Genomic DNA, 22,842 nt, shown 5'->3' on the forward strand with positions numbered 1-22,842 from the left:
ATGAAACAATTATTAATAACTTTAAGTACATTAACAACATTAACTTTAACAAGTAATACTATTATTAATAATATTAATGATAATACTGTTATTAACAGTAGATTAATAAACAAATCATCAATAAATAATATTTCAACTTCATTATTTAATAATCAATATGGTTACTTAAGTGATGATGATTGAATTACTAATCAATCAATAATAGACCATAAGTATTATAGTTATGATACTAGTCATGCTAATTATTTATTAAGTGATGGTAAGACATTAGCACGAACATTATTTACTGTTGATGATAAAGGTGAATTAGTTTATAAAAAAGATATTATAATACCAGAAAAAGATAAAGTTGATGTTAATAATACTAAACAAGAAATGATAACTAATTGTCAAGTAACAATAAATAATAATGATAATTTTTATAGTAATAGTCAATATTCAACAAATTATTTTACTGGTTTTAATAGTAATAAGTGAATGTTTTTTCAAGAAGGTGGAATTGAAAATCATATTGATATTTCACAACAAGCCGGTGGTCACAAAGTTGAACATAGTGATAATTTAAGTGAAACATTGGGATTATATTATATTGCTAAAGCAGTGCGACAAACAGGAGGAATTGATGAAAAAATTGCTGATTTATTAGCAAGTTATTTTATGGAACATAGTAGTTTAAAAAAAACATATGGAATAGTAAATAATATTATTAATTTAATTATCAATAATAATGATTTATATAATTTTATTAATCAAACTCCAATGTGTGATGGTACAAGTAATTTATATAAAAATTTGGAATGGCAACCCTTTTTAGGACTATTTTTTGGTAGACATTTGTTTTTGATAACTAATTGGAGTTAGGTAGTTTAGAGTACTGTGAATTCTTATGTTGTTATATCAATTGATGTAATCAAATAATTCTAATTTTAATTGGATTAATGATGTAAAATTTTTATCATTAATAAATTCAATTTTGAAAGTTTTAAAAGTTGCTTCAGCAACAGCATTGTCATAAGGACATCCTTTTTTGCTTAAAGATCGAGTTATGTTGAAAGCTAATAAAAGTTTATCAATAGTTTTATTATTGAATTCATTACCGCGATCAGTATGAAATATTTCAATATCTTTTAAACAGTGATTTGATTGCATAAATGCTTGATATACTAATGATGCATCTTTTTTAACTCCAACACTATGTCCAATAATTTCGCGGTTAAATAGGTCGATTAATAGGCAAATATAGTTTCATTTACCATTAACTTGAACATAAGTTAAATCACTAACAATAACTTCATTTTTAATTCTATTATTAAAGTTTCTATTAACAAGATTGGTTATTTGACTATCATTGACTTTATTATGATAATTTTTGAATGATAATTTAGTGTATTTTGATATTAAATTATGCTTATTCATAATTTCTTTAATTTTTCTGCGTGATAAATAAATTTCTTGGTTTGCTAGTATGACTTTTAATCTTCTAGTACCATAAACTTCTTTATTTTCTTTAAAAGCACTAATAACAGCTTGTTCATAAATATTATTTTGAATTTTATTTTTTTTCTTTAAATTAAAATAATATGTTGATTTAGAGAGTTTTAAAAAATGACACATTGTGCGAATTTTATATTTAGATTTATTATTTGCAATAATCTCTACTTTCTGCCTATTAGGAAATCTAAACCAATAAAAAAATCAAAATTACCATTTATAATATTATGTATTTCAGCAACAGTTCAAACCATAGAAAAGAAACCAACAATAAAACAAAAAACATGAAATTTAGAAGTGTCATACCACTTTTTTTTAATTTCTTTATTTTCCATTATTTTTTACCCCCTAATAAAAAATCATCATAATTCATATTTTCACTTAATCTTTGGTCAAAATTTCTTTTTGCCTTTTTCTTATGCAACTTTTGTCTTGACATATTTTTTCATTTATCTTTTTTCATAAAATTAATTCACTCCTTATAAAATAAACGTTTTTATTGTTTTATTTTGTTCATTAATCTTTGAATTTTCATTATTAATTTCTAATAATTTATTTTGAAATTCTAATGTTTGTTTTAAATCTTTTATTTGATTATTTAAATTTTCAAATTTTCTTTCTAATTTTTGTTTTTCATATCTTTTTCTTTCAACTTTTAAATCATTCTTTTTACTAAATTTATTTTCTTTTCTCTTAAAAACTCAATTTGTTATTTTAGTTTTAATATTATTTCATGGAATACCAATATAACCTACAACAATACCAATTAAAATAGATACTGGTTTAATTGCAACAATTCCTAAAACTATAATGCTAGGAATTAATCCTAAAAATATACTAAATGTAATACATCCAGTTAATGCCATAAATTTTAAAATTCATCACATATATATTTTCACTTTAAACACCACCTAGTGTATAAGCATAAGAATAATCCCAATTTAAACTTGCTCTATCTAAATTAATCTCCGACATACTATCATCATTTAAATCAACATCAGCCATACCGTCATCTGTACTTTGATAATCATTAACACTGCCATTAATTAATCTTGCTCTTTCATCTGTAAATACTTCTTGTAACTCTGTATTATTATGTGTATTTCCTAACGGTAATAATAAAGTATTAATAATCTCACTTGCTCCGGCAATAATTGTAGGAATAGCAAAATAATTATTAAAATTATTGTTTATACCCATAGCAACACCACTACTAATCAAACAGCCACCAGTAGCCATATTACAAATCTTTCTTATATTTTGAAATTTATTAGGTATTAATTCAGTTAAACCACTAATAACATTTGTTATACCAAAACTATTTAAAGATATATAAGTATCTCAATCTACAAAAGGAACATTGATTATCGGTTTAACAGTTGTAAAAGGTGGATAAGTTGGTCTTGGGGGTTCAGTAGGGCAAGGTGGTCAAAAATATGGTTCATCTCTTAATAAAGAAACTGACTTATCTACATACTGAACAAATTTAGCATAATTTATTAAACCAATTGTTCCTAATCCTAAAAATATCTTTTTATAACTATTAATAACTTTATTTCTAGTAGTAGGTCTTTGATTAATATTCCATATATCAATTCCTAACTTTTTACTAAATAATAATGAATTAATAGAACCTAATACTGGGTCTTTTAAATATTGACCATAATAAGCACTAACTCCTACCATAGCACTTAATGGGCTTAATCCAGTTCTTAAAATTTTAGTTAAAGTATAATTACTAGTTTGTTCTAATTCATTAGGCATATTTACTGTCTCCTTTATTTTTCACTTAATTTTTTTAAAATCTCTTGCAAACACTTATCTTGCTTAACATCTTTAAATGCCTTATCAATTAGCATATAGTCATACTTAAACTGTTTTCTTTTTTCCATAAATAAAACTCCTTACTTTATATACTAATAAGGAGCTTATTTATGAATTATAATCTAATCCATTGGGGCTTAATGAAAAATATATAATCCATATATAAGCCCCTTATTTAATTTTTATTTATTTCTTTTATTCTCTTTTCTTATTCGTTCCATTTCATTAGCAACTCTGTAACACATTTCACAACCAAATACTCTTTCATAAGTTCAATCACTACACTTATGTCTCATAATTTAACTTACTTTCTTGTTGTCTCATTGATTTATTTAAAGCAATATCTAATATACAATTTGGACAATAATATTTTCTAGTATATAAGTTTTGCAAAACTCTTTTAGGACAAATAACTTGGTCGCAAAGTTTACATATATAAACTGCTAAATGAAATGCTTGCTCACATGAACAATTATCATTTTTAGCCATAATTTAAACTTAACTCCTAACCTATTAATAATTATTTAAAATTACCCTTTTAATAAATAACTATTTTCAATTAGAAAGTTTTTTAATATTACCGCTTAAATCAAGTTCAAGTGAATAAAAATTACCAACTTTTAAATCAACAGTAGATAAACAATTATTAAAATCACTAGCAAATTCTGGATTATATCATTTATCACGTGTTTGACCAGTTGGCACGCTTGTTTGTTTATTTATTTCTACAAACTTCAAAACATCAAACTTTAATTTTTGACCTTTATTATTTTTATCGGGAATAATACGCCCTTTTTCAATATTAACTAACTGTACTTTAAACATAAAAAAATACTTAACCTCGCTAATTCATTAAAATTTAATTTAATAAGTTAAGCATAGTAGGGTAAACCTATACTTACAAAATTATTATAACATAAAAAATAAAAATACAATAAAAAAAAACGAACACTAGTAAGAATTAGCGTAATTACTAGTATCCATTAAGCATTATATATATATATATATATATATACAAGTATTTTATTAATATATTTAAAATTATTTTATTCATTTACTAAATTCAAAAAAATAAAAACATAAAATTAAACTTAATCAAATTAATGAAATAAAAGAGTAAATAATTATTTTTTTGATTCTTTCTTCTTTTAAAAATTTTATTTCAATATGATTATCACAAAAATAACCATTATCTTTAAATAATCAAAACAACATTGATAAAGGAGCAACTAAAAAAATAAAAAATCACTTTAAAAAGAAACCAGAATTTCTTTTTTCAACTTTATTACCAACTTCAACAATTTCTTTTTTTAATTCATTAGTTTTATAATATAATTTTCATTTTTCTAATTTTTCAGAAAAAATCAAATTTTCCTTTGATAATTTTAATAAAATTTCATAACAAATAATACAATTATTATCTAATTTTGCAATATGTAAGTCTGATTTTTCTTTAATATCAAAATCTTTTTTAATTACATCAACAGAATTATTAATATATTTTATTCTCTTTTTTCTAATACCAAATAAATCCATTATATTTAACCTTTCTATATTCCTTTTTAAAATAATTATAATATAAAAAATAAAAATATATAAATAAATTTAATGTAAAACTTTTTTCTTAAAATCTATTTTTTCAACTTTATTACCAAAAACTTTTTCTGTCCAAGTCAAAACATCTTTATCTCTTTGAATTAAATAACCGATTTCACTAGTCCGTAAATAATGCTTATACGATAAAGCACTTAAATATAAATAGCGTTCATAATCTTCATACTCTTTAAAATAATCATTAACAACAGTACTTTCAATAATCCCACCAATCATAACAGTATCACCATTATTATCTTTTTGAGTTTTAAAATAAAACACATTTGTTGCATTAAAACTTGCTTTAATTATATCTGCAATTGTTAATTTCTTAATTCCACGAACTACAATAGGATTTTTACAATTACGACTAAAAGCATAAGCTTTTACACCTATATCTGCTTGATTTAAAGACTTAACATCATCTATTGCTTTTGTAACATATTTTCCTAAATATTTAATAACAAATTCATTAGTACCTTTTTTAACTACCCTTAAATCATTAAAACCATGAGTTCATCATTCTGCTAACATACTTTTATGTATCTTTCTATTAAAAATTATATGAAAATGTATAGCACCACGAGATTGATATTCATAAACATAAAAATATTTTAATTCTCCTAAATAATGAAAACGTTTAGGGTCATTTCATCACTTCTTTAGTTTAAGAAAAAATAAACGAATATCTTTTTTTGCTTTTTTAATATCTTTTATATTATCTTTATAAGTTAAAGTAACAAAACTTAACATTTTACTATTATAAAAATTATGTAATGCTTTTTGAATTAAATTAGTTTTAGTACGAACAGTACTATTTCTTAATTTTTGTTTATTGCCAACATAAGACTTACCCCTAACATTCCCAATATTATTTAAAAAAGAAATAGGTAAAATTACATTTTTAACATAAAAATCTTGTTGAATATCCATACATAAAACTCGCTAATTCTAGGTTTTAAAAACCAATTTTATATATTTTAATAACAAACAAATCTTAACATAAAAAATTATAAAAACAAACAATAAAACAAAAACGTGTCATTATTTAGTGATAATTTCCTATTAGTTATCGAGTGAAAATTTCTCAAAAAGTGAAGTTAAATATACTTGGTGATAAAAATGGAAAGAAGCATGACTATGAAAGAAAAATATAAATACAAAATTATAAATGACATTGTTATTAATAAATTATCTAAACATCAAGCCAAAAATAAACTTAACCTAACTATTAGAAGAATTAACCAATTAATTCAAATTTTTAATAAAGAAGGTAAAGTTGGTTTTATTCATAAATCTCGCAATAAAATTTCTAATAAGGCAACAAAAATAGAAATTAAAAATAAAATTATAAACTTATATAAAACAAAATATTATAATTTTAATTTTCAACATTTTCAGGAAAAATTAATTAATGAAGAAAACACTAAAATTGCATATAGTACAGTTTATAATCTATTAATTCAAGAAAAAATCACTTCACCAAAAAGACATAAGAATAAAAAAATAACTTGCATCCCACAAGAAATCGTAGAACAAATTTTGGTGAATTAATTCAAATGGATGCAAGTAATCATCATTGATTTGGTAACGATAAACCAAAAGCATTTTTACATGCTGCAATTGATGATGCTACAGGAAATATTGTTGGACTATGATTTGATCACCAAGAGACATTAGATGGTTATTATAATGTTTTTTATCAAATTTTAACTAAATATGGCATACCAAAGATATTTTATACTGATAATAGAACAGTTTTTGGATATAAGAAAAAAATTGATTCAGGTAAAATAAACACAGAAAATGACACTTATACTCAATTTCAAAAATGCTGTAATGATTTAGGTGTTGAAGTAATTAGAACCTCAATTCTACAAGCTAAAGGCAGAATTGAACGATTATTTGGAACACTTCAAAGTCGCTTAATTAGTGAATTACGACTTAATAAAATTAAAAATTTAGAAGATGGTAATAAATTTCTTAAAACATATATAAACATTTTTAATAATCAGTTTGCTTTTCCTATTGATGATAATAAATCTGCTATGGTTAAAGCTCCTACACAAAATGAAATAAATGTTTATCTTTCAAGATTTTGTAAAAGAAAAACAGATAGTGGTTCAACTATAACATATTATGGTAAAAAATATTTTCCTTATAAAAATAACAAAGTTCAATATATACAACCTAGAACTGATGTAATTGTACTTAAATCATTTATTAATGAATTCTATCTTAGTTATAATAATAAAATATATGAACTAAAAGAAATAGCATTAAAACCAATTATTAAAGAAGATTTGATAAAAACTAAAAAAGTTTATATACCAAATAAAGACCATCCTTGAAGATATGGATATCAATAATTTTTAATTAAAAGTAAAAAAACATATTTTAGAAGAGATTTATTTTATTAATACTAAACCATATAAAATTTTAAAACGAGGCTTTTTAATAATCTGTGTATCTTTGTTTTACAAAGTTACTAATTTAGATTAATTCTGTCTTCAAATTTTATCATAAAATGAGCAATTGCTGTATTTCAATTTTGAATAGGCAATGTTCATTTTTTTGTTATATTTTCAATTGTCAAGTAAAATATTTTGAAAACTGCCATATCATTAGGAAAAACTTTTTTATTTCTGATGATTTTTCGTAATTGACTATTAACAGATTCAATAGCATTTGTAGTATAAATCACTCTTTTGATTTCTACTGGATAACTAATAAAAACCATTAAATTATCTCAATTTTTATATCAAGATTTAGTAATTTGAGGATATTGTTTATTTCATTTACTTTCAAACGATTCTAAAGCTTGCATTGCTTGTTCTTCACTACATGCACTATAAATTGGTTTTAAATCTGCAACTAGACCTTTTCGATGTTTGTATGAAACATATTTTAAACTATTTCTAATTTGATGAACAATGCATAATTGATGTTCTGTTTTAGGATAAACTGATTGTATTGCTTCTGACATGCCTGTTAAATTATCACTACAAGCAATAAGAATATCATTTAAGCCACGATTTTTCATTTCTGTGAAATTAGATAATCAAAACTTAGAACCTTCATTTTCACTAATTCATAATCCTAAAACATCTTTTTTGCCTTCTAAATCAACTCCTAATGCTATATAAACTGATTTGTTAATAATCCGTTTATCTTGTCGTACTTTAACTACTATACAATCAAAATAAACAATAGGATAAATACTTTCTAATGGTCGATTTTGTCATGCTTTAACATCATCAATAACATCATCAGTAATTTGACTAATAACACTTTCACTAATATCAGCACCATGATATAACTCTTGCAACTGCATTCTAATGTCAGATAATGTCATTCCTTTTGCATACAAGGAAAGAACTTGTTGATCAAAACCATCAAATCTTCTTTGCCTTTTAGGAACTATTACAGGAGTAAAATTACTATTGCGATCTCTTGGTACATCAATTTCAATTTTACCTTGTTGAGTTATTAATTTTTTTGAACTTGTACCATTACGAGCATTTTCAGTAGTACTATGTTGATTTTTTTCATATCCTAAATAATTTTGCATTTCAGAATTCAACATTTTTTCAACTAATCTTTTTGTTAATTCTTTATATAAACCGCCAGGTTTAAAAACTGTTGTTAAATCTTCAGTATTTTCTAGTAATAAATCTACTGCTTTTGATATTGGATCATTATTATTAAAGTTATCTTTTTTAGCCATCTGTAACTCACTCTTTCTAGTCATTTAATTATATTTACTAGAATTAATTAAACATAGTTATTTTTGTAAGTTACACAGATTACTAAACATTTCCTTTAAAATTTGTATATGAGCAAATTTGGTGTCTTAAAATCAATTTTAAAGATATAAAGATATTGCAAATGCAATATCTTCCCCTTTTACATCTGTGGTGAGCTTGGTTTATATCCACTTGTTAAAGGTTGATTTTCACTGTTTGCACTGCGTTTTCATTGTTCAAAAATTGAATCAAAATCATAATCTAAACTTGATTTTAATTTTAAATATTTTCCTACATTATCAACCCTTTTTTGTTCTTTTGATTCGATTTTATCTTCTAAATCATATATATTTAATTTTTCAATATATGGAATTATTTTATATTTCTTTTTTAAATTTTCATTTAATGTTTTTAGATATATTTCTAGTTTTTCTATTTCTTCTTTAAGATTTTTTTCAGTATTTATTATATTATCTAATTCTTTATTATCTTTAATTTTACCCTCTAATTTTTTTATTTCAGAATAATAAAATTCATAAACTGGTGAATTAGGTTTAACTTTAAACATTTTTTCTTTTCTCCTTTGAATAAATAATAAAAAAACTCATTTATTTTAAGATAAAATAATGAGTTAAAAACTTATATAATTTTTTGTATAAATTAATTATACAAAAAATTTTAAAAAATTAAAAAACTTTATTTCTATTTTTATCTAGAAAAGAATTTATTTGGAATTTATGTTTATTTAACAGTATAACTTTTCAAAATAATTTATTTTTTAAAAAATATTTTTGGGAAATTTTCACTCGATATTGACAACAATAAAACAAAAACGTTACTTAATTTAATCAATATTATATTAATTTTACAATAAAAATGTACCTTTAAATTTTTAGGTACATTTTTATTATTTTCTATTTTTTATTAACTTTGTATCATTCTAATTCTAAATCTTGTGCAACATCCATAACTACTTCTGACATTGTTGGATGTGGATGACAAGAAGAGGCTAATTCAACAATAGTACCTTCCGTTTGCATAATATTAACAATTTCAGCAATTATATCAGTAGCCGTTGAACATAAAATATGAGCACCTAGGATTTCTCCATATTTTTTATCAATAATTATTTTAACAAAACCATCAGTCTCACCATCAGCCAATGCCTTACCATTAATAGTAAATGGTATTTTCTTCATCAAATATTCTTTACCTAAAGATTTACATTCAGTTTCAGTTAAACCAACACTTGCCACTTCTGGGAATGAATAAATACAACTAGGCATTTTATTATAATCTACTTCTTGCTCTTTCAATGGATGATTATCAGCATCCGTTCTACCTTCTTTAACTAAAATATTATTAAGCGCTGCTAATCCTTGTGTTGATGCAACATGAGCAAGCATTCTTTGACCATTAGCATCTCCAATTACATATATATTATCAATAACATTATTGTTAGCATCTAAAGCTTCCAATTTATTATTTACGGCAAATGCTTGATTAGGCTTAATTTGAATTCCCAAATTAGTAAAACCTTCAGTAATCGGCGTTCTTCCAGTACTTAATAAACAATAGTCACTAGTTACTGTTAATGGTTTTTTATGTTCTTTATCGGTTGCAGCATAATAAGTTAAAGTTTTATCCTTTAATTCATTAACACTATGACCAGTAATAATATTAACACCATTTTTTTCAAGAATTTTAGTTAAAGTTGTGCTAATATCTTCATCTAGTAATGCTAAAATACGATCTAAATATTCAATAATAGTAACTTTAGTACCAAGTGTACTAAATAAACAAGCAAACTCAATTCCAATAACACCACCACCAATAATAGTCAGTGTTTTTGGAACTTCTTTTAAAGAAAGAATTTCAGTCGAAGTTAATAATGTTTGGTTTGTTTTTAAATCTTTTTCACTTAAACCTTGTGGACCATTAGGATTATCAAACATTTTTACTTTTGAACCAGTAGCAATTATCATATATTTAGTAGTATATTTCTTTTCTTTACCATCTTTAGCTTTCACTAAAATCGTATTTTTATCAATAGCACTTCCAATCCCTAATAATTGTTCTACCTTATTAGCTTTCATTAAAAAGCCAACTCCACCAGTTAAACCTTTAACAACACCAGTTTTACGATCTTGCATTACTTTTCAATTAATTTCAATATTTTTTTTATCTTTAATAGCAACACCATATTTATCAGCATTTTCAATATAATGAAAAACTTTTGCGCCCTTTAGTAACGTCTTAGTAGGAATACATCCAACATTTAAACAGACTCCACCTCAGTTATCTTTTTCAACAATTGCAGTTTTTAAACCCATCTTTGCTGCTCGAGCCGCTGTTACATAACCACCAGGGCCTGCCCCGATAATTATTAAATCAAAATCATAGTTAGACATCTTTTACATTTTCTCCTTAAGCTAAAATTAATGTTGGATTTTCTAATAACTCTTTAAGTCGAGAAAGGAAATAACCAGCAGGTGCACCATCAATAACACGATGATCAATTGAAAGTGATAATGGAAAGAACTTATGTTCAACAATTTTACCATCAGCAATAATTAGTTTTTTTTGCATCATCCCTAGACCCAAAATTGCTACCTCTGGATAATTAATAACTGGTGTTCCCATTTCAATTCCTGCTGAACCAAAATTAGTAATAGTAAATGATCCACCTTGCATTTCATCACCTTTTAATAGCCCCTTACGAGCTTTATCACCTAATGAATTAACTTGTCTTGCTATTTCAAATAATGAAAGTTGATCAGCATTTTTAATAACAGGAACTACTAAACCCTTTTCAGTATCAGCTGCCATACCAATGTTATAATATTTTTTAACAAGAATTTCATTATTAGCCATGTTCAAAGTTGAATTAAGTAATTTAAATCGTTCTTCTTTTAACGCTTTAGCAACAGCCTTTACAAAGAATGGCATAAATGTTAATTTAGCACTACCATCTGGATCTTTTTCCGCTGGTTCTTTTAAAGTTGCACGTAATTGTACTAAGTTTTCAGCATCAACATTAATCATTAAACTAACATGTGGTGCTGTATAAACTGATAATGACATTTGATTAGCAACAGCCTTACGAATTCCTGATAATGGTAAATGTTCAACATTACCAAAACTTTCGATTTTAGTAACATTAATACCTTGTGAACTAATAGTTGTAGCAGAAACTGAAGATATTGAATTAATAGGTGTTGTTGATGCAGTAGTACTGGTTGTTGTACCACCATTCTTGGTATTTAATAAATCATCTTTTAAAATTCTACCACGAGGACCAGTTCCTTTAATTGTTCCCATATCAACACCTAAGTCACGAGCCATTCTACGTGCTAATGGTGTTGCTAATACTTTACCCGTTTGTTGAATAGGTTGCACATTTTGTTTTGGTAATTCAACTGGTGATACTGTAGATGTACTAGCAACTGATTCAGATTTTGGTGAAGAATTTGTTGATGAAGGACTTTTATTATCACTAATCGTTCCACCAAACTCAACAATAACAGCACCTGATTTAATACTATCTCCTTCTTTAACAAGAATCTTAGAAACTTTACCATCCGCTTCGGCTTTAATACTATCTGAAGCTTTATCTGCTTCAATATCAACAACATTATCACCTTTTTTTACATTATCTCCAACTTTAACATGAATTTGAGTTACAGTAACTTCATCGATTCCATCCATATCTTTAAACTTCAATTCCATCTTTTCACTTTCCTTTCTTTAAACAACTAACTAAACTGGATAATTCATCATTAGTTTAACTTTTTCCATAATTTTATCTGGACTAATTATAAATCATTTTTCACCTTTAGACAGTGGAACAGTAATATCATAACCTGTTAATCTTGTTGGAGGACATTCTAAATATTCAAAACACTTTTCATTAACAACGGTAATAATTTCTGAAGCAACTGAAAATGAACGAACCGCTTCTGAAACAACTAATAATCTTCTTGTTTTTTTAACAGAATTAACAACTGTTTCTTCATCTCATGGTTGTAATGTTTGTAAATCAATTAATTCAATTTTAAAATTTTCTTTTTCTTCTAAAATTTTAACAGCAGCTTCACAATCATAAACTTTTGAACCATAAGTTACAATCGTTAAATCAGGTTTTTCTTCAGACTTATATTCTTTAAGAACTTTAGCTTTACCAAGAACAGCCACTTCATAAGCATCACTAACTTCTTCTCTAACATCATATGTATAATTATTGCTAGTATAACTATTGAAATAAGTTCCTAAACATTCTAAAACAATAACAGGATCTGGACTTTCAATTGCTGCCAATAATAATTTTTTAGTATCATTAGGTTTTGAAGTCATAACTACTTTTAAACCTGGAATATGACAAAATAAAGCTTCAATTGCTTCTGAATGATGCTCCAAAGCACCATTATTACCGTTATTTCAATCATATGAAGGCATACGTACTACCATTGGACAAGTGAATCTACCACGAGAACGATTTCTCATTCGTGCAGCATGACATAACAATTGTTGAAAAGCAGGGAAAGCAAATCCTGAAAATTGCATTTCAATAATTGGATTTAAACCATTAATTGCCATTCCAACGGCACTACCAGCAATAACTGCTTCAGCAATTGGTGCATCAAAACAACGATTAACGCCAAATTTTGCTTGTAAACCTTTAGTTGCTCGAAAAACACCACCAACATTACCGGCATCTTCACCATAAACAACAACATTAGGATTTTTTTTCATTGCTAATTCTAAGGCTAAAGTAATAGCTTGCACATTATTTCTTTTCATAATTATTTTTTCTCTCCTTCATTGAAGAAAGCTTTTGCTTCTGCTTTTTGTTCTATTAATTGTGGTGTTAATTTTTCATATGTATAATCAAATATTTCATCAATTGAAACATTTTCATTTTTTAATGCTCAAGTAATTGCATCATTAACCTTTTTAGTAATTTGTTTATCTAATTCTGCTTGTTTGTTGTCATCTCAAAGTTTAATTGATTTTAAATATTCTCTAATACGATCAATTGGATCTTTTTTTAATCATTCTTGTTCAATTTTATAATCTTCAGCAGAAAAATAATCTTTTTTAATATCAAAAGCAGAATGCGCATTTTGACGATAAGTAACAGCTTCAATTAATGAAGGACCATTACCTTTTTTTGCTCTTTCAATTGCTTCTTGTGTAGCATAATAAACAGCAAAAAAATCATTACCATCAACACGAATATTAGGTACGCCAAATGCTGTTCCTTTTTGTGCAAAAGTTGGACTCATTGTTGCTTTAGCAGTTGGTGTATCTAATGACCACTGATTATTTTCAACAAAGAAAACAACAGCTAATTTATGGATAGCAGCAAAATTAATTGCTTCAGAAAACTCACCTTCAGAAGTACCACCATCACCAATCGTAGTAATAACAATTCCTTTATCTTTTTTATATTTTTCAGCAAAAGCAATACCTGTTGCATGTGAATATTGAGTAGCAATTGGAATATTAACTGGTAAAATATTAACACCTTTCGGCATTTGACTTCCCATTTCATTTCCTAATCAATATTGAATTACTTTTTCAACTGGATATCCAGCAGTAATTCATGCTGCATTATTACGATAGGCTGGTACTAATCAATCAATACCTGGTCGTAAACAACTAGCATAAGCAACTTCAACACCTTCTTGACCTTTTGAAGATAAAAAGTTAATAACTTTTCCGATTACTTTTGGAATTCCATTTACTAATTTAACTTGTCCTTTTTCATCTTTTTCATAGTTTAATTCCATTTGCATTTGTTCTTGTATTCGTGAAAAACACATGTTTTCATATGCTTTTAATAAAACCTTACTATCAAATTTTTTTAAATAATCAACAAAATTAGGATTAATTACTCCTTTTTCATTTAATATTTGAAAAATTTCTTTTTGGGGATTATCAAATTTCTCAACTCACATTTAAATTTTCCTCCTAAATATTTTAGCTAATTGCAGTTACACTTTTAATTATACTAATTTTTAAAATAATGAATGAACATACCTTTTCATTATACTACTAATAATTGTTGGTTCAAGATAATTTGTACTAAAATATTAATTTATCTCCCGTTTTATTAATATCGTATTTTTTTATTTCCTATTATCATGTAAAAATGAAAAATATATTCTAACAATAAACAAAATAAAAGGGAGCATACCGATGTTGTCAATAATATTCAAATTTGTCTTAAAATTATAAAGTTAGACGAGAATAATTTTGACTTCAATATGCAATTGTATGTTAATCTTAACACTTGTAAAATATTAGTCAACAATAATACTTACTTTTATAATTCAAAAATTCTTATTAATAGTTACTTTAATAAGTTTTATTTTATTTTTAGTTTTTTAAAATCTTTAATTTTAATTTATAATAACTGGATGGCAGTATTTATTTGATAGCATTTAAAATTAACCATTTTTGTATACATATCAATATTATAAGTTCTATCACCAATCATATGCTTTAAAATTTGTTTAATATTAGTTTCAGTAAAGCAACCAATATTTTCAACTAATGCTTGATTTAATACACCATCTTTTGCATTAATAAAATAACCAACTTTTAATTTTTTATATTGTAAAGTTAATGATTGTAAAAAATCAATTAATTCATAATATTGACCTTTGGCAAATAAATTTATTGCATTTTCATAATGTAATTTAGCAATTTTATTTTTTCTTCTTCCAGCCATTATACCAAGAAATAAAACATGAAAAGCATGGAATTTATCTAAAATAAATTTAGCATTTAAAATTGTAGCAGTTTTTTTAATTCATTTTGCACTATCTCCACAAACTATTAAATTTGCTTGGTCAAAGTTTTCAAAATATAAATTACCATATGTTTGAATTAATTTAGCTGTTTTTTCTGCACCAATTTCTGTTTTTGATACTCTTATTTTACATACAGCTCTTTTATTAATTAATTTTCCATTTTTCTTTTTACCAGTACAAAATACTAATTGGATGGGTTACACTTTATTGGACACTAATTACATAGACAAGTGAACAAATTAGTTAAAAGAAAGGAATTATAATTATGGTCACTATTAACTCATATTCAGATGAATTTAAAAAACAAATAGTAGCTTTATATCAAAGTGGCAAATCAGTATCTTGCCTTGTTAAAGAATACAATGTTACAAGAGCAGCTACTTACAATTGAATTAAGCAATTTACTAATTCAGGTAGTTTTAAAACTAAAGATAATCTTTCAGATTTAGAAAAACAATTAATTCAAGCAAATAAAGAATTAAAACAGTTACGAATGGAAATTGATATTTTAAAGCAAGCAGCACTAATAATAGGCAGAAAGTAGAGATTATTGCAAATAATAAATCTAAATATAAAATTCGCACAATGTGTCATTTTTTAAAACTCTCTAAATCAACATATTATTTTAATTTAAAGAAAAAAAATAAAATTCAAAATAATATTTATGAACAAGCTGTTATTAGTGCTTTTAAAGAAAATAAAGAAGTTTATGGTACTAGAAGATTAAAAGTTATACTAGCAAACCAAGAAATTTATTTATCACGCAGAAAAATTAAAGAAATTATGAATAAGCATAATTTAATATCAAAATACACTAAATTATCATTCAAAAATTATCATAATAAAGTCAATGATAGTCAAATAACCAATCTTGTTAATAGAAACTTTAATAATAGAATTAAAAATGAAGTTATTGTTAGTGATTTAACTTATGTTCAAGTTAATGGTAAATGAAACTATATTTGCCTATTAATCGACCTATTTAACCGCGAAATTATTGGACATAGTGTTGGAGTTAAAAAAGATGCATCATTAGTATATCAAGCATTTATGCAATCAAATCACTGTTTAAAAGATATTGAAATATTTCATACTGATCGCGGTAATGAATTCAATAATAAAACTATTGATAAACTTTTATTAGCTTTCAACATAACTCGATCTTTAAGCAAAAAAGGATGTCCTTATGACAATGCTGTTGCTGAAGCAACTTTGTAAAACTTTCAAAATTGAATTTATTAATGATAAAAATTTTACATCATTAATCCAATTAAAATTAGAATTATTTGATTACATCAATTGATATAACAACATAAGAATTCACAGTACTCTAAACTACCTAACTCCAATTAGTTATCAAAAACAAATGTCTACCAAAAAATAGTCTTAAAAAGGGTTGCCATTCCAACACTAAATATTAATTATATACCAATAACAATTATGCGAAATAAAGCAAATGAGTTAGCAGATTGTAATAAAGTAATAGATAAAATTAAAGCATTAGATGTTATTTATGAACAAATTGTTTTAGATACCATTTTAAATTCACCTAAATTTATATTTAGTCAAACTTATGGTAATGTTCAATCAGCATTAGAAGAAGCAGTAAGAACATTAGTTACTAAAAACTACATATTTAAAAGTGGCGGAGATAATAATGAACAAAATGAAAATATCAATATGACAAATAGTAATTTTAAAGGTAAAAATTTAACTGATATATACGATTGAAATGTTAATGAAATATTTAAACGTTGTGGTATTCATATACCAAGTCAAAAGAAATCTGCACAACAATCAGTTCCCGAAAGTACAGCAGTAAATATTTCAACTATTAATTATATTGAACAAAAGTTATGACAATTTAATATTGATATTCTTAAATTTATTCAAATATTAGTAAGCATAGATAAAGACTTATTAAATAGTAAAACATTTAATATTAATGATGAACAAGAAATTAATAATTTAACAGTGAGATTAAAATTATTTAATCCCGAAAATAATCAATTAATAGGAGAGAATAATGGAAAACAACAACAAACCACAAACGAAGTTTCCACAGAAACAAACTAAACTTAATCAAGCAGAAGTAGAAAATGATTATTTAATTGATAATATTCCTTATGATTTTACTAATATGATGGGGGCTACTAGTGACCCAGATATTAATAGAGCATACGATGAATTTAAAAAAAGAACAATTTATATTTATGAAATTGAACGTTTATTTAAAAATAATGAAAATAATAGTTTAAGATTTTCAGCAAATACTATTAAAATTGGTTTTATTGATATTGATAAAGTTTTAAAAACTATTGCAGCTGAAACATCTGACTTTACTATGCAATTAAATCAAAGAGCAAGTACTAATATTAATGATAATACTATTGAATATAGTATGACTGATATTAAAAACTTAATCTTTCAAGAAATAAATTTATTAAATCAATTTAAGTTATATGCAGTATCTATTAATGAACCATTAACTGAAAATAATATTGATAATTTATATATCATTAATAATTATTCACAACCTTATCAAAATCCAAAAACAAGAAGTACTAAAAGTATTACTATTATTAAAATTAAAGATTTTAAAACAAGAGATGGTTATCCAATCATTATTAAATTACAAAAACCATTAGACAAAGATACAAAAGTAATTGGTTTAAAAATTAAAGCCCCTAGAAGCATGATTTTTGGCAATATAAAGGTACTTGGTGAAGTTGACAATATGGAAGTATACCCAAAGTTATTTGTTAAAGATAAGATAGCATTTCCACTATTATCAATGCCTATTGAAACTCAACCAAAAGTTAGAATATTACAACAATGATTTAGTGAACAAATATTACCATGAAACTTAGCAAAACAATTTATTGGACAAGAAAAATCAGTTTTAGATTTAATTGCTATTGGTGGTGGTAGAGATACAAGAAAAGAAATTATTAATAATGCAAGAGTTACTAATGCTTGATTAGGATATTTTATAAGTTCTTATGATTTTGGACAATGACCATTAAAAGAAAAACGAGAACTAAAAGATAAGGAAGTATGAAAAATTCATGATGCATTAGGTACAACATATACAAGTATTGCTACAAATGATGAATTTAAAGATGTTGAATTAGAAATAAAAGATAAACCACCAGTTGATAGTTTACAAAAAGTATTATTAGATATGCTAACTTATACATATACTTATAATAGAAATTTTGATGGTTTTGACCAATCAAAACTTAATGAAGACATTGCAAAATTACGTGCTAAATTTGAAAATCAAAAGCCAAGCGATGTTATTACTAATTTATTTAAACAATGAGAGTTAGATTACCCAAATTATATAAATTTACCACAAATTCAAATATTTAAACAAATAGTTATTATGATATCAAAAAATATTTATTCAACCATGTCTATTAATAATGGTTTAAATGATGACTATAAATTATTATTGCCTTATTACTTTGAATTAAAATCAAATCCTATACATTCTACAGCTGATAAAGTTTGAGAATTTAAAGATGCAAAAGTAATATTAAAATCTGCATATTTTGATTTTATTGATATAAATAATATTAAATTAAAAAATAATGATGTTAGTCAAAATGAATTATTCAAACTAGATGATAACCAATTTAACTGATTATCTATTACAAACGAGTTAGAAAGCAATAATATACCGTCATTAATTCCTGCTGATTGAACATTAGGTAATGGTGAGTATGGAAAGTATTTTACAAGAGCAATTATTAGTAATAATAAAATTGAAAATACTTTAAATTTATATGGTTCAAATAAATCTCAATTATTTTCTAAACTAGAATTCTATAAAGAAATTTCACAAATTGATAATAATAGTGAATTTGAGTTAAAAATTGAAAATCCGATTAATAACTTAAATCGGATTGAAATTAGTGGTATATTTGGTGCTGGAAATTATGATTTAATTTTAATAAGTGATAAACAAGAAATAAATTTAACTAATATTAATTTATTTGACAAATATAATGAAAATATTTCTTATATAAATATTGAAATTTAATATAATATATTTAATTTTGTAATTTATTATCAAAGTCACCATTTTCTATTTCTTTAATGAATTTTTTTCAAAGTTGAATTTCAAAGTCATTAAAAACTATCATTTCCATATTTTTAAATTCTGTTATTTCATCAGTATTTTTTGATTTTTGATTTTTCAATTTTAGTTGATTTTCAGTTTTTATTTTTTCACATATTTTAATTTTATCTTTTAATTTTTTAATTACTAATTCTTTACTAAGCATATTATTAATATCTCCTTAATTTATTTGTTAATTACTAAAATATCCATCGGGATAAATTCCATTTCATTTTATATCATTTTCAGATGTAGGTTTAAATCCAAAATAAAGTGATATTTTATGTTTATCACTTACTTTATATTCTCATATAGTTGCCCCCCCAGTGCGCATTACCATCATAATCTAAATAATAAGTTAAATCATTTGTTTTATGATGTGTTATTGCTCCAACTATTAATCCAGTTGTTGCTAAAAATAATGCTAAAATTGATGTTATTTTATAAAAATTTGTTTTTATTCATGTTTTCATATTAAATTACTCCTTTTTTCCTTGATTTTACTTATAAATTGTACTATTTTTGATTATTTTTACAAGTATGCTTTTAAATGTGTCATTATTTAGTGATAATTTCCTATTAGTTATCAAGTAAAAATTTCCCAAAAATAAAGTTAAATATACTTGGTGATAAATATGGAAAGAAGCATGACTATGAAAGAAAAATATAAGTATAAAATTATAAATGACATTATTACTAATAAATTATCTAAACATCAAGCCAAGAATAAACTTAACCTAACTATTAGAAGAATTAACCAATTAATTCAAATTTTTAATAGAGAAGGTAAAATTGGTTTTATTCATAAATCTCGAAATAAAATTTCTAATAAGGTAACAAATTTTGAAATCAAAATTAAGATTATAAATTTATATAAAACCAAATATTATAATTTTAATTTTCAACATTTCCATGAGAAATTAAACAATGAAGAAAAAATTAAAATTTCATATAGTACACTTTATAATATATTAATGAATGAAAAAATAATTTCACCAAAAAGACATAAAAATAAAAAAAATAACTTACATCCAACAAGAAATCGTAGAACAAATTTTGGTGAATTAATTCAAATGGATGCAAGTAATCATCATTGATTTGGTAAGGATAAACCAAAAGCATTTTTACATGCTGCAATTGATGATGCTACAGGCAATATTGTCGGACTATGATTTGATCATCAAGAAACATTAGATGGTTATTATAATGTTTTTTATCAAATTTTAACTAAATATGGCATACCAAAAACATTTTATACTGATAATAGAACAGTTTTTGGATATAAAAAACAAATCGATGCTGGCAAAATAAACACGGAAAATGATACTTATACTCAATTCCAAAAGTCTTGTAATGATTTAGGTGTTGAAATTATTAGAACTTCCATTCCACAAGCTAAGGGTAGAATCGAACGCTTATTTGGAACACTTCAAAGTCGCTTAATTAGTGAACTTAGACTTAATAAAATTAAAAATTTAGAAGAAGCTAATCAATTTCTTAAAACATATATAAGTATTTTTAATAATCAATTTGCCTTTGCTATTGATAATAATAAATCTGCTATGATTAAAGCTCCTACATCAGAAGAAATAAATATTTATCTTTCAAGATTTTCTAAAAGAAAAACGGATAGTGGTTCAACTATAACATATTATGGTAAAAAGTATTTTCCTTATAAAAATAACAAAGTTCAATACATACAACCTAGAACTGATGTAATTGTACTTAAATCGTTTATTAATGAGTTATATCTTAGTTACAATCATCAAGTATATGAATTAAAAGAAATAGCACCAAAACCAATTATCAAAGAAGAGTTGATAAAAACTAAAAAGGTTTATATACCAAATAAAAACCATCCTTGAAGATATGGATACCAATAATGTCAAATTAAAATTAGATAAAATTCTTTTTATAAAAGATTATTTTTGTGAATACTTAACTATATAAAATTTTAAATTGTTTGTCGAAAAGCAAATTTAATGCCTTAAAATTGATTTTAAAGATATAAAAAGATTGCAATTACAATCTCTTATTTTTTATATTCTTGGTGATGTATATCCACTTGTTGAAGGTTGATTTTGATAATTGCTTGAGTTTATTTCATCTGAATCAAAATCATTTTTGTAATTTTTAATTATATTAAGCATTTCATCTTTTGATATAATTTTACCTATAATTTTTTTCACTGACTCATTATCTGTTTTTTCATACGTAAGTTTTCAATCTACTACTTTATACTTTCCAGATAATTCCAAAGTAAATTTATCAGGACAAAATTTTTCATATTCCATTATTAAACATTTTTTTTCTAATTTTACTACTTGTTTAATTGTTTGACCTTTTTTATTCTTTTTCGTTAAATCTGCTCCTTTTTTAACTAATAATTTAAATATTTCAACATTATTAACATTTTGTGCATCAAATAAAGGTGTATCATCTCAATTATCTTTAATATTTAAATTGGCATTATTTTCAAGTAAAAATTTAACTATGTCCTTATTTTTATATCTAACTGCTAAATGTAAAGGTGTTTGACCATTTTTATTTTTTTTATCTACTTCAATTTTATTAATTAAATATTTTGCTATTTTATTTTTCTTTTCGATAATTGCAAGTTCTCATGGTGTTTTATTTTCATTTTTAGGATTTTGATAATTGATATTTGCACCACTTTCAACTAAAATCTCAACTAAATTTGGCTTGTTTTTTAAAATTGCTGCTTCTAATACACTCTTTTCAAACCTGTCATTTTCTGGTTCATTTACAGTTCTATATCAATTATAAAAATTGCCAATTAAATTAGGATTTGCATCGTTTTCACCATTTTTTAACATTAGTTCTCAAGTAAGTTTATTATCATGATTTGCAACATAAACTATTCTTTCTAAAATATTAACTGTAGAACTTTCTGCTGTATTTCCATCTGATGATACTATTCATGCACTTCAATATGGCTCTGTAACCATTCAATTTTGAAAATTACGATGTTCTTTATGTTTTAATACATGCATAAGGTTATTTTTAATGTATGTTCCATTACCTTCTTCTAAATTTTTAATAATATCATTATCTGCTGTCTCTTTTTTGAAACTTTCATTAATATTTCCCATTTTTATTACCTTCTTTACTTTTTAACATTAAAAAAACCATTTACTTTGAAATTAAAGCAAGGGATTAAAAACTATATTAAGTTTTTATTTATTTTTTTCCTAATTATTTTAATCTGTTTAAATTATACTTC

General features: G+C 24.3%; 23 protein-coding genes and 2 pseudogenes. 6 read left to right on the forward strand and 19 right to left on the reverse strand.

All coding sequences use genetic code 4. From position 1 onward, the window contains the following. Window positions 1–861, forward strand: a complete 861-nt coding sequence (locus tag AAHM95_RS08695) for a hypothetical protein (RefSeq protein WP_342274663.1) — start codon at window positions 1–3, stop codon at window positions 859–861. Here AAHM95_RS08695 and AAHM95_RS08700 read toward each other — a convergent pair. The 9 genes from AAHM95_RS08700 to AAHM95_RS08740 all read right to left on the reverse strand — a co-directional run bounded on the left by AAHM95_RS08700 (window position 817) and on the right by AAHM95_RS08740 (window position 5,841). Then, on the reverse strand, window positions 817–1,614 hold the full coding sequence (locus AAHM95_RS08700; protein WP_342274664.1) for an IS3 family transposase: 798 nt from the start codon (window positions 1,612–1,614) through the stop codon (window positions 817–819). The two genes, AAHM95_RS08695 and AAHM95_RS08700, sit on opposite strands and share 45 nt — an antisense overlap. Before the next feature lie 41 nt (window positions 1,615–1,655). Continuing rightward, a complete protein-coding gene (locus AAHM95_RS08705; protein ID WP_342274665.1) occupies window positions 1,656–1,826 on the reverse strand; it encodes a hypothetical protein in 171 nt (56 codons plus the stop codon). Next, window positions 1,826–1,954: a hypothetical protein gene (locus tag AAHM95_RS08710; protein WP_281749165.1), complete on the reverse strand. Its 129-nt coding sequence runs from the start codon at window positions 1,952–1,954 to the stop codon at window positions 1,826–1,828. Before AAHM95_RS08710 ends, AAHM95_RS08705 begins: the two co-directional genes overlap by 1 nt. A gap of 16 nt (window positions 1,955–1,970) precedes the next feature. Further along, entirely contained in the window at window positions 1,971–2,390 is a 420-nt protein-coding gene (locus tag AAHM95_RS08715; RefSeq protein ID WP_342274333.1) for a hypothetical protein, read from the reverse strand. Between the two features lies 1 nt (window position 2,391). Then, window positions 2,392–3,255 (reverse strand): hypothetical protein, encoded by an 864-nt coding sequence (locus AAHM95_RS08720; RefSeq protein ID WP_342274666.1) that lies wholly within the window; start codon window positions 3,253–3,255, stop codon window positions 2,392–2,394. 345 nt (window positions 3,256–3,600) lie between these two features. Continuing rightward, on the reverse strand, window positions 3,601–3,804 hold the full coding sequence (locus tag AAHM95_RS08725; RefSeq protein WP_342274667.1) for a hypothetical protein: 204 nt from the start codon (window positions 3,802–3,804) through the stop codon (window positions 3,601–3,603). A gap of 60 nt (window positions 3,805–3,864) precedes the next feature. After that, complete coding sequence (locus AAHM95_RS08730; protein ID WP_342274668.1) at window positions 3,865–4,140, reverse strand: hypothetical protein; 276 nt, start codon at window positions 4,138–4,140, stop codon at window positions 3,865–3,867. 216 nt (window positions 4,141–4,356) lie between these two features. Beyond that, window positions 4,357–4,851 carry a hypothetical protein gene (locus tag AAHM95_RS08735; protein ID WP_342274669.1) on the reverse strand — a complete coding sequence of 165 codons (495 nt, stop codon included), beginning with the start codon at window positions 4,849–4,851 and terminating at the stop codon, window positions 4,357–4,359. A gap of 69 nt (window positions 4,852–4,920) precedes the next feature. After that, the gene (locus tag AAHM95_RS08740) at window positions 4,921–5,841 is read right to left on the reverse strand and encodes a rolling circle replication-associated protein (RefSeq protein WP_342274670.1); all 921 of its coding nucleotides are present in this window, start codon (window positions 5,839–5,841) and stop codon (window positions 4,921–4,923) included. Between the two features lie 189 nt (window positions 5,842–6,030). Between AAHM95_RS08740 and AAHM95_RS09680 the strand changes: the two are divergent. Next, a pseudogene (locus AAHM95_RS09680) lies at window positions 6,031–7,277 on the forward strand (ISNCY family transposase). 119 nt (window positions 7,278–7,396) lie between these two features. Here the strand turns inward: AAHM95_RS09680 and AAHM95_RS08755 are convergent. From AAHM95_RS08755 to AAHM95_RS08785, 7 genes are all read right to left on the reverse strand, one after another. Beyond that, window positions 7,397–8,635: an IS256 family transposase gene (locus tag AAHM95_RS08755; protein ID WP_342274703.1), complete on the reverse strand. Its 1,239-nt coding sequence runs from the start codon at window positions 8,633–8,635 to the stop codon at window positions 7,397–7,399. Window positions 8,636–8,814: 179 nt separating this feature from the next. Further along, complete coding sequence (locus AAHM95_RS08760) at window positions 8,815–9,222, reverse strand: hypothetical protein (protein WP_342274673.1); 408 nt, start codon at window positions 9,220–9,222, stop codon at window positions 8,815–8,817. 346 nt (window positions 9,223–9,568) lie between these two features. Further along, window positions 9,569–11,065 (reverse strand): dihydrolipoyl dehydrogenase, encoded by a 1,497-nt coding sequence (gene lpdA / locus AAHM95_RS08765; protein WP_338975260.1) that lies wholly within the window; start codon window positions 11,063–11,065, stop codon window positions 9,569–9,571. Window positions 11,066–11,081: 16 nt separating this feature from the next. Then, window positions 11,082–12,383 carry a dihydrolipoamide acetyltransferase family protein gene (locus tag AAHM95_RS08770; RefSeq protein ID WP_342274674.1) on the reverse strand — a complete coding sequence of 434 codons (1,302 nt, stop codon included), beginning with the start codon at window positions 12,381–12,383 and terminating at the stop codon, window positions 11,082–11,084. Window positions 12,384–12,413: 30 nt separating this feature from the next. Then, on the reverse strand, window positions 12,414–13,454 hold the full coding sequence (locus AAHM95_RS08775) for an alpha-ketoacid dehydrogenase subunit beta (RefSeq protein ID WP_342274675.1): 1,041 nt from the start codon (window positions 13,452–13,454) through the stop codon (window positions 12,414–12,416). A gap of 2 nt (window positions 13,455–13,456) precedes the next feature. After that, on the reverse strand, window positions 13,457–14,614 hold the full coding sequence (locus AAHM95_RS08780; protein WP_281749245.1) for a thiamine pyrophosphate-dependent enzyme: 1,158 nt from the start codon (window positions 14,612–14,614) through the stop codon (window positions 13,457–13,459). Window positions 14,615–15,063: 449 nt separating this feature from the next. Then, window positions 15,064–15,390: a hypothetical protein gene (locus tag AAHM95_RS08785; protein WP_338987022.1), complete on the reverse strand. Its 327-nt coding sequence runs from the start codon at window positions 15,388–15,390 to the stop codon at window positions 15,064–15,066. A 347-nt stretch (window positions 15,391–15,737) separates the two neighbouring features. Between AAHM95_RS08785 and AAHM95_RS08790 the strand changes: the two are divergent. From AAHM95_RS08790 to AAHM95_RS08800, 3 genes and pseudogenes are all read left to right on the forward strand, one after another. Further along, window positions 15,738–16,856: pseudogene (locus AAHM95_RS08790) on the forward strand (IS3 family transposase). 56 nt (window positions 16,857–16,912) lie between these two features. After that, on the forward strand, window positions 16,913–17,548 hold the full coding sequence (locus AAHM95_RS08795; protein WP_342274676.1) for a hypothetical protein: 636 nt from the start codon (window positions 16,913–16,915) through the stop codon (window positions 17,546–17,548). Then, window positions 17,499–19,520, forward strand: a complete 2,022-nt coding sequence (locus tag AAHM95_RS08800) for a hypothetical protein (RefSeq protein ID WP_342274677.1) — start codon at window positions 17,499–17,501, stop codon at window positions 19,518–19,520. Before AAHM95_RS08795 ends, AAHM95_RS08800 begins: the two co-directional genes overlap by 50 nt. A gap of 10 nt (window positions 19,521–19,530) precedes the next feature. On the opposite strand, the gene AAHM95_RS08805 is transcribed toward AAHM95_RS08800, so the two are convergent. Together AAHM95_RS08805 and AAHM95_RS08810 are read right to left on the reverse strand one after the other, a co-directional pair. After that, window positions 19,531–19,764, reverse strand: a complete 234-nt coding sequence (locus AAHM95_RS08805) for a hypothetical protein (protein WP_342274678.1) — start codon at window positions 19,762–19,764, stop codon at window positions 19,531–19,533. Between the two features lie 133 nt (window positions 19,765–19,897). Further along, window positions 19,898–20,071 (reverse strand): hypothetical protein, encoded by a 174-nt coding sequence (locus AAHM95_RS08810; protein ID WP_342274679.1) that lies wholly within the window; start codon window positions 20,069–20,071, stop codon window positions 19,898–19,900. Window positions 20,072–20,233: 162 nt separating this feature from the next. Here AAHM95_RS08810 and AAHM95_RS08815 point away from each other — a divergent pair, with 162 nt between their 5' ends. Then, window positions 20,234–21,481 carry an ISNCY family transposase gene (locus AAHM95_RS08815; RefSeq protein WP_342273919.1) on the forward strand — a complete coding sequence of 416 codons (1,248 nt, stop codon included), beginning with the start codon at window positions 20,234–20,236 and terminating at the stop codon, window positions 21,479–21,481. A gap of 156 nt (window positions 21,482–21,637) precedes the next feature. Here AAHM95_RS08815 and AAHM95_RS08820 read toward each other — a convergent pair whose 3' ends face one another. Next, complete coding sequence (locus tag AAHM95_RS08820) at window positions 21,638–22,711, reverse strand: ankyrin repeat domain-containing protein (protein WP_342273918.1); 1,074 nt, start codon at window positions 22,709–22,711, stop codon at window positions 21,638–21,640. Window positions 22,712–22,842 lie beyond the last annotated feature (131 nt).

This window comes from Spiroplasma endosymbiont of Phycita roborella (assembly GCF_964031195.1).
Classification (GTDB): domain Bacteria; phylum Bacillota_I; class Bacilli_A; order Mycoplasmatales; family VBWQ01; genus Spiroplasma_E; species Spiroplasma_E ixodetis_A.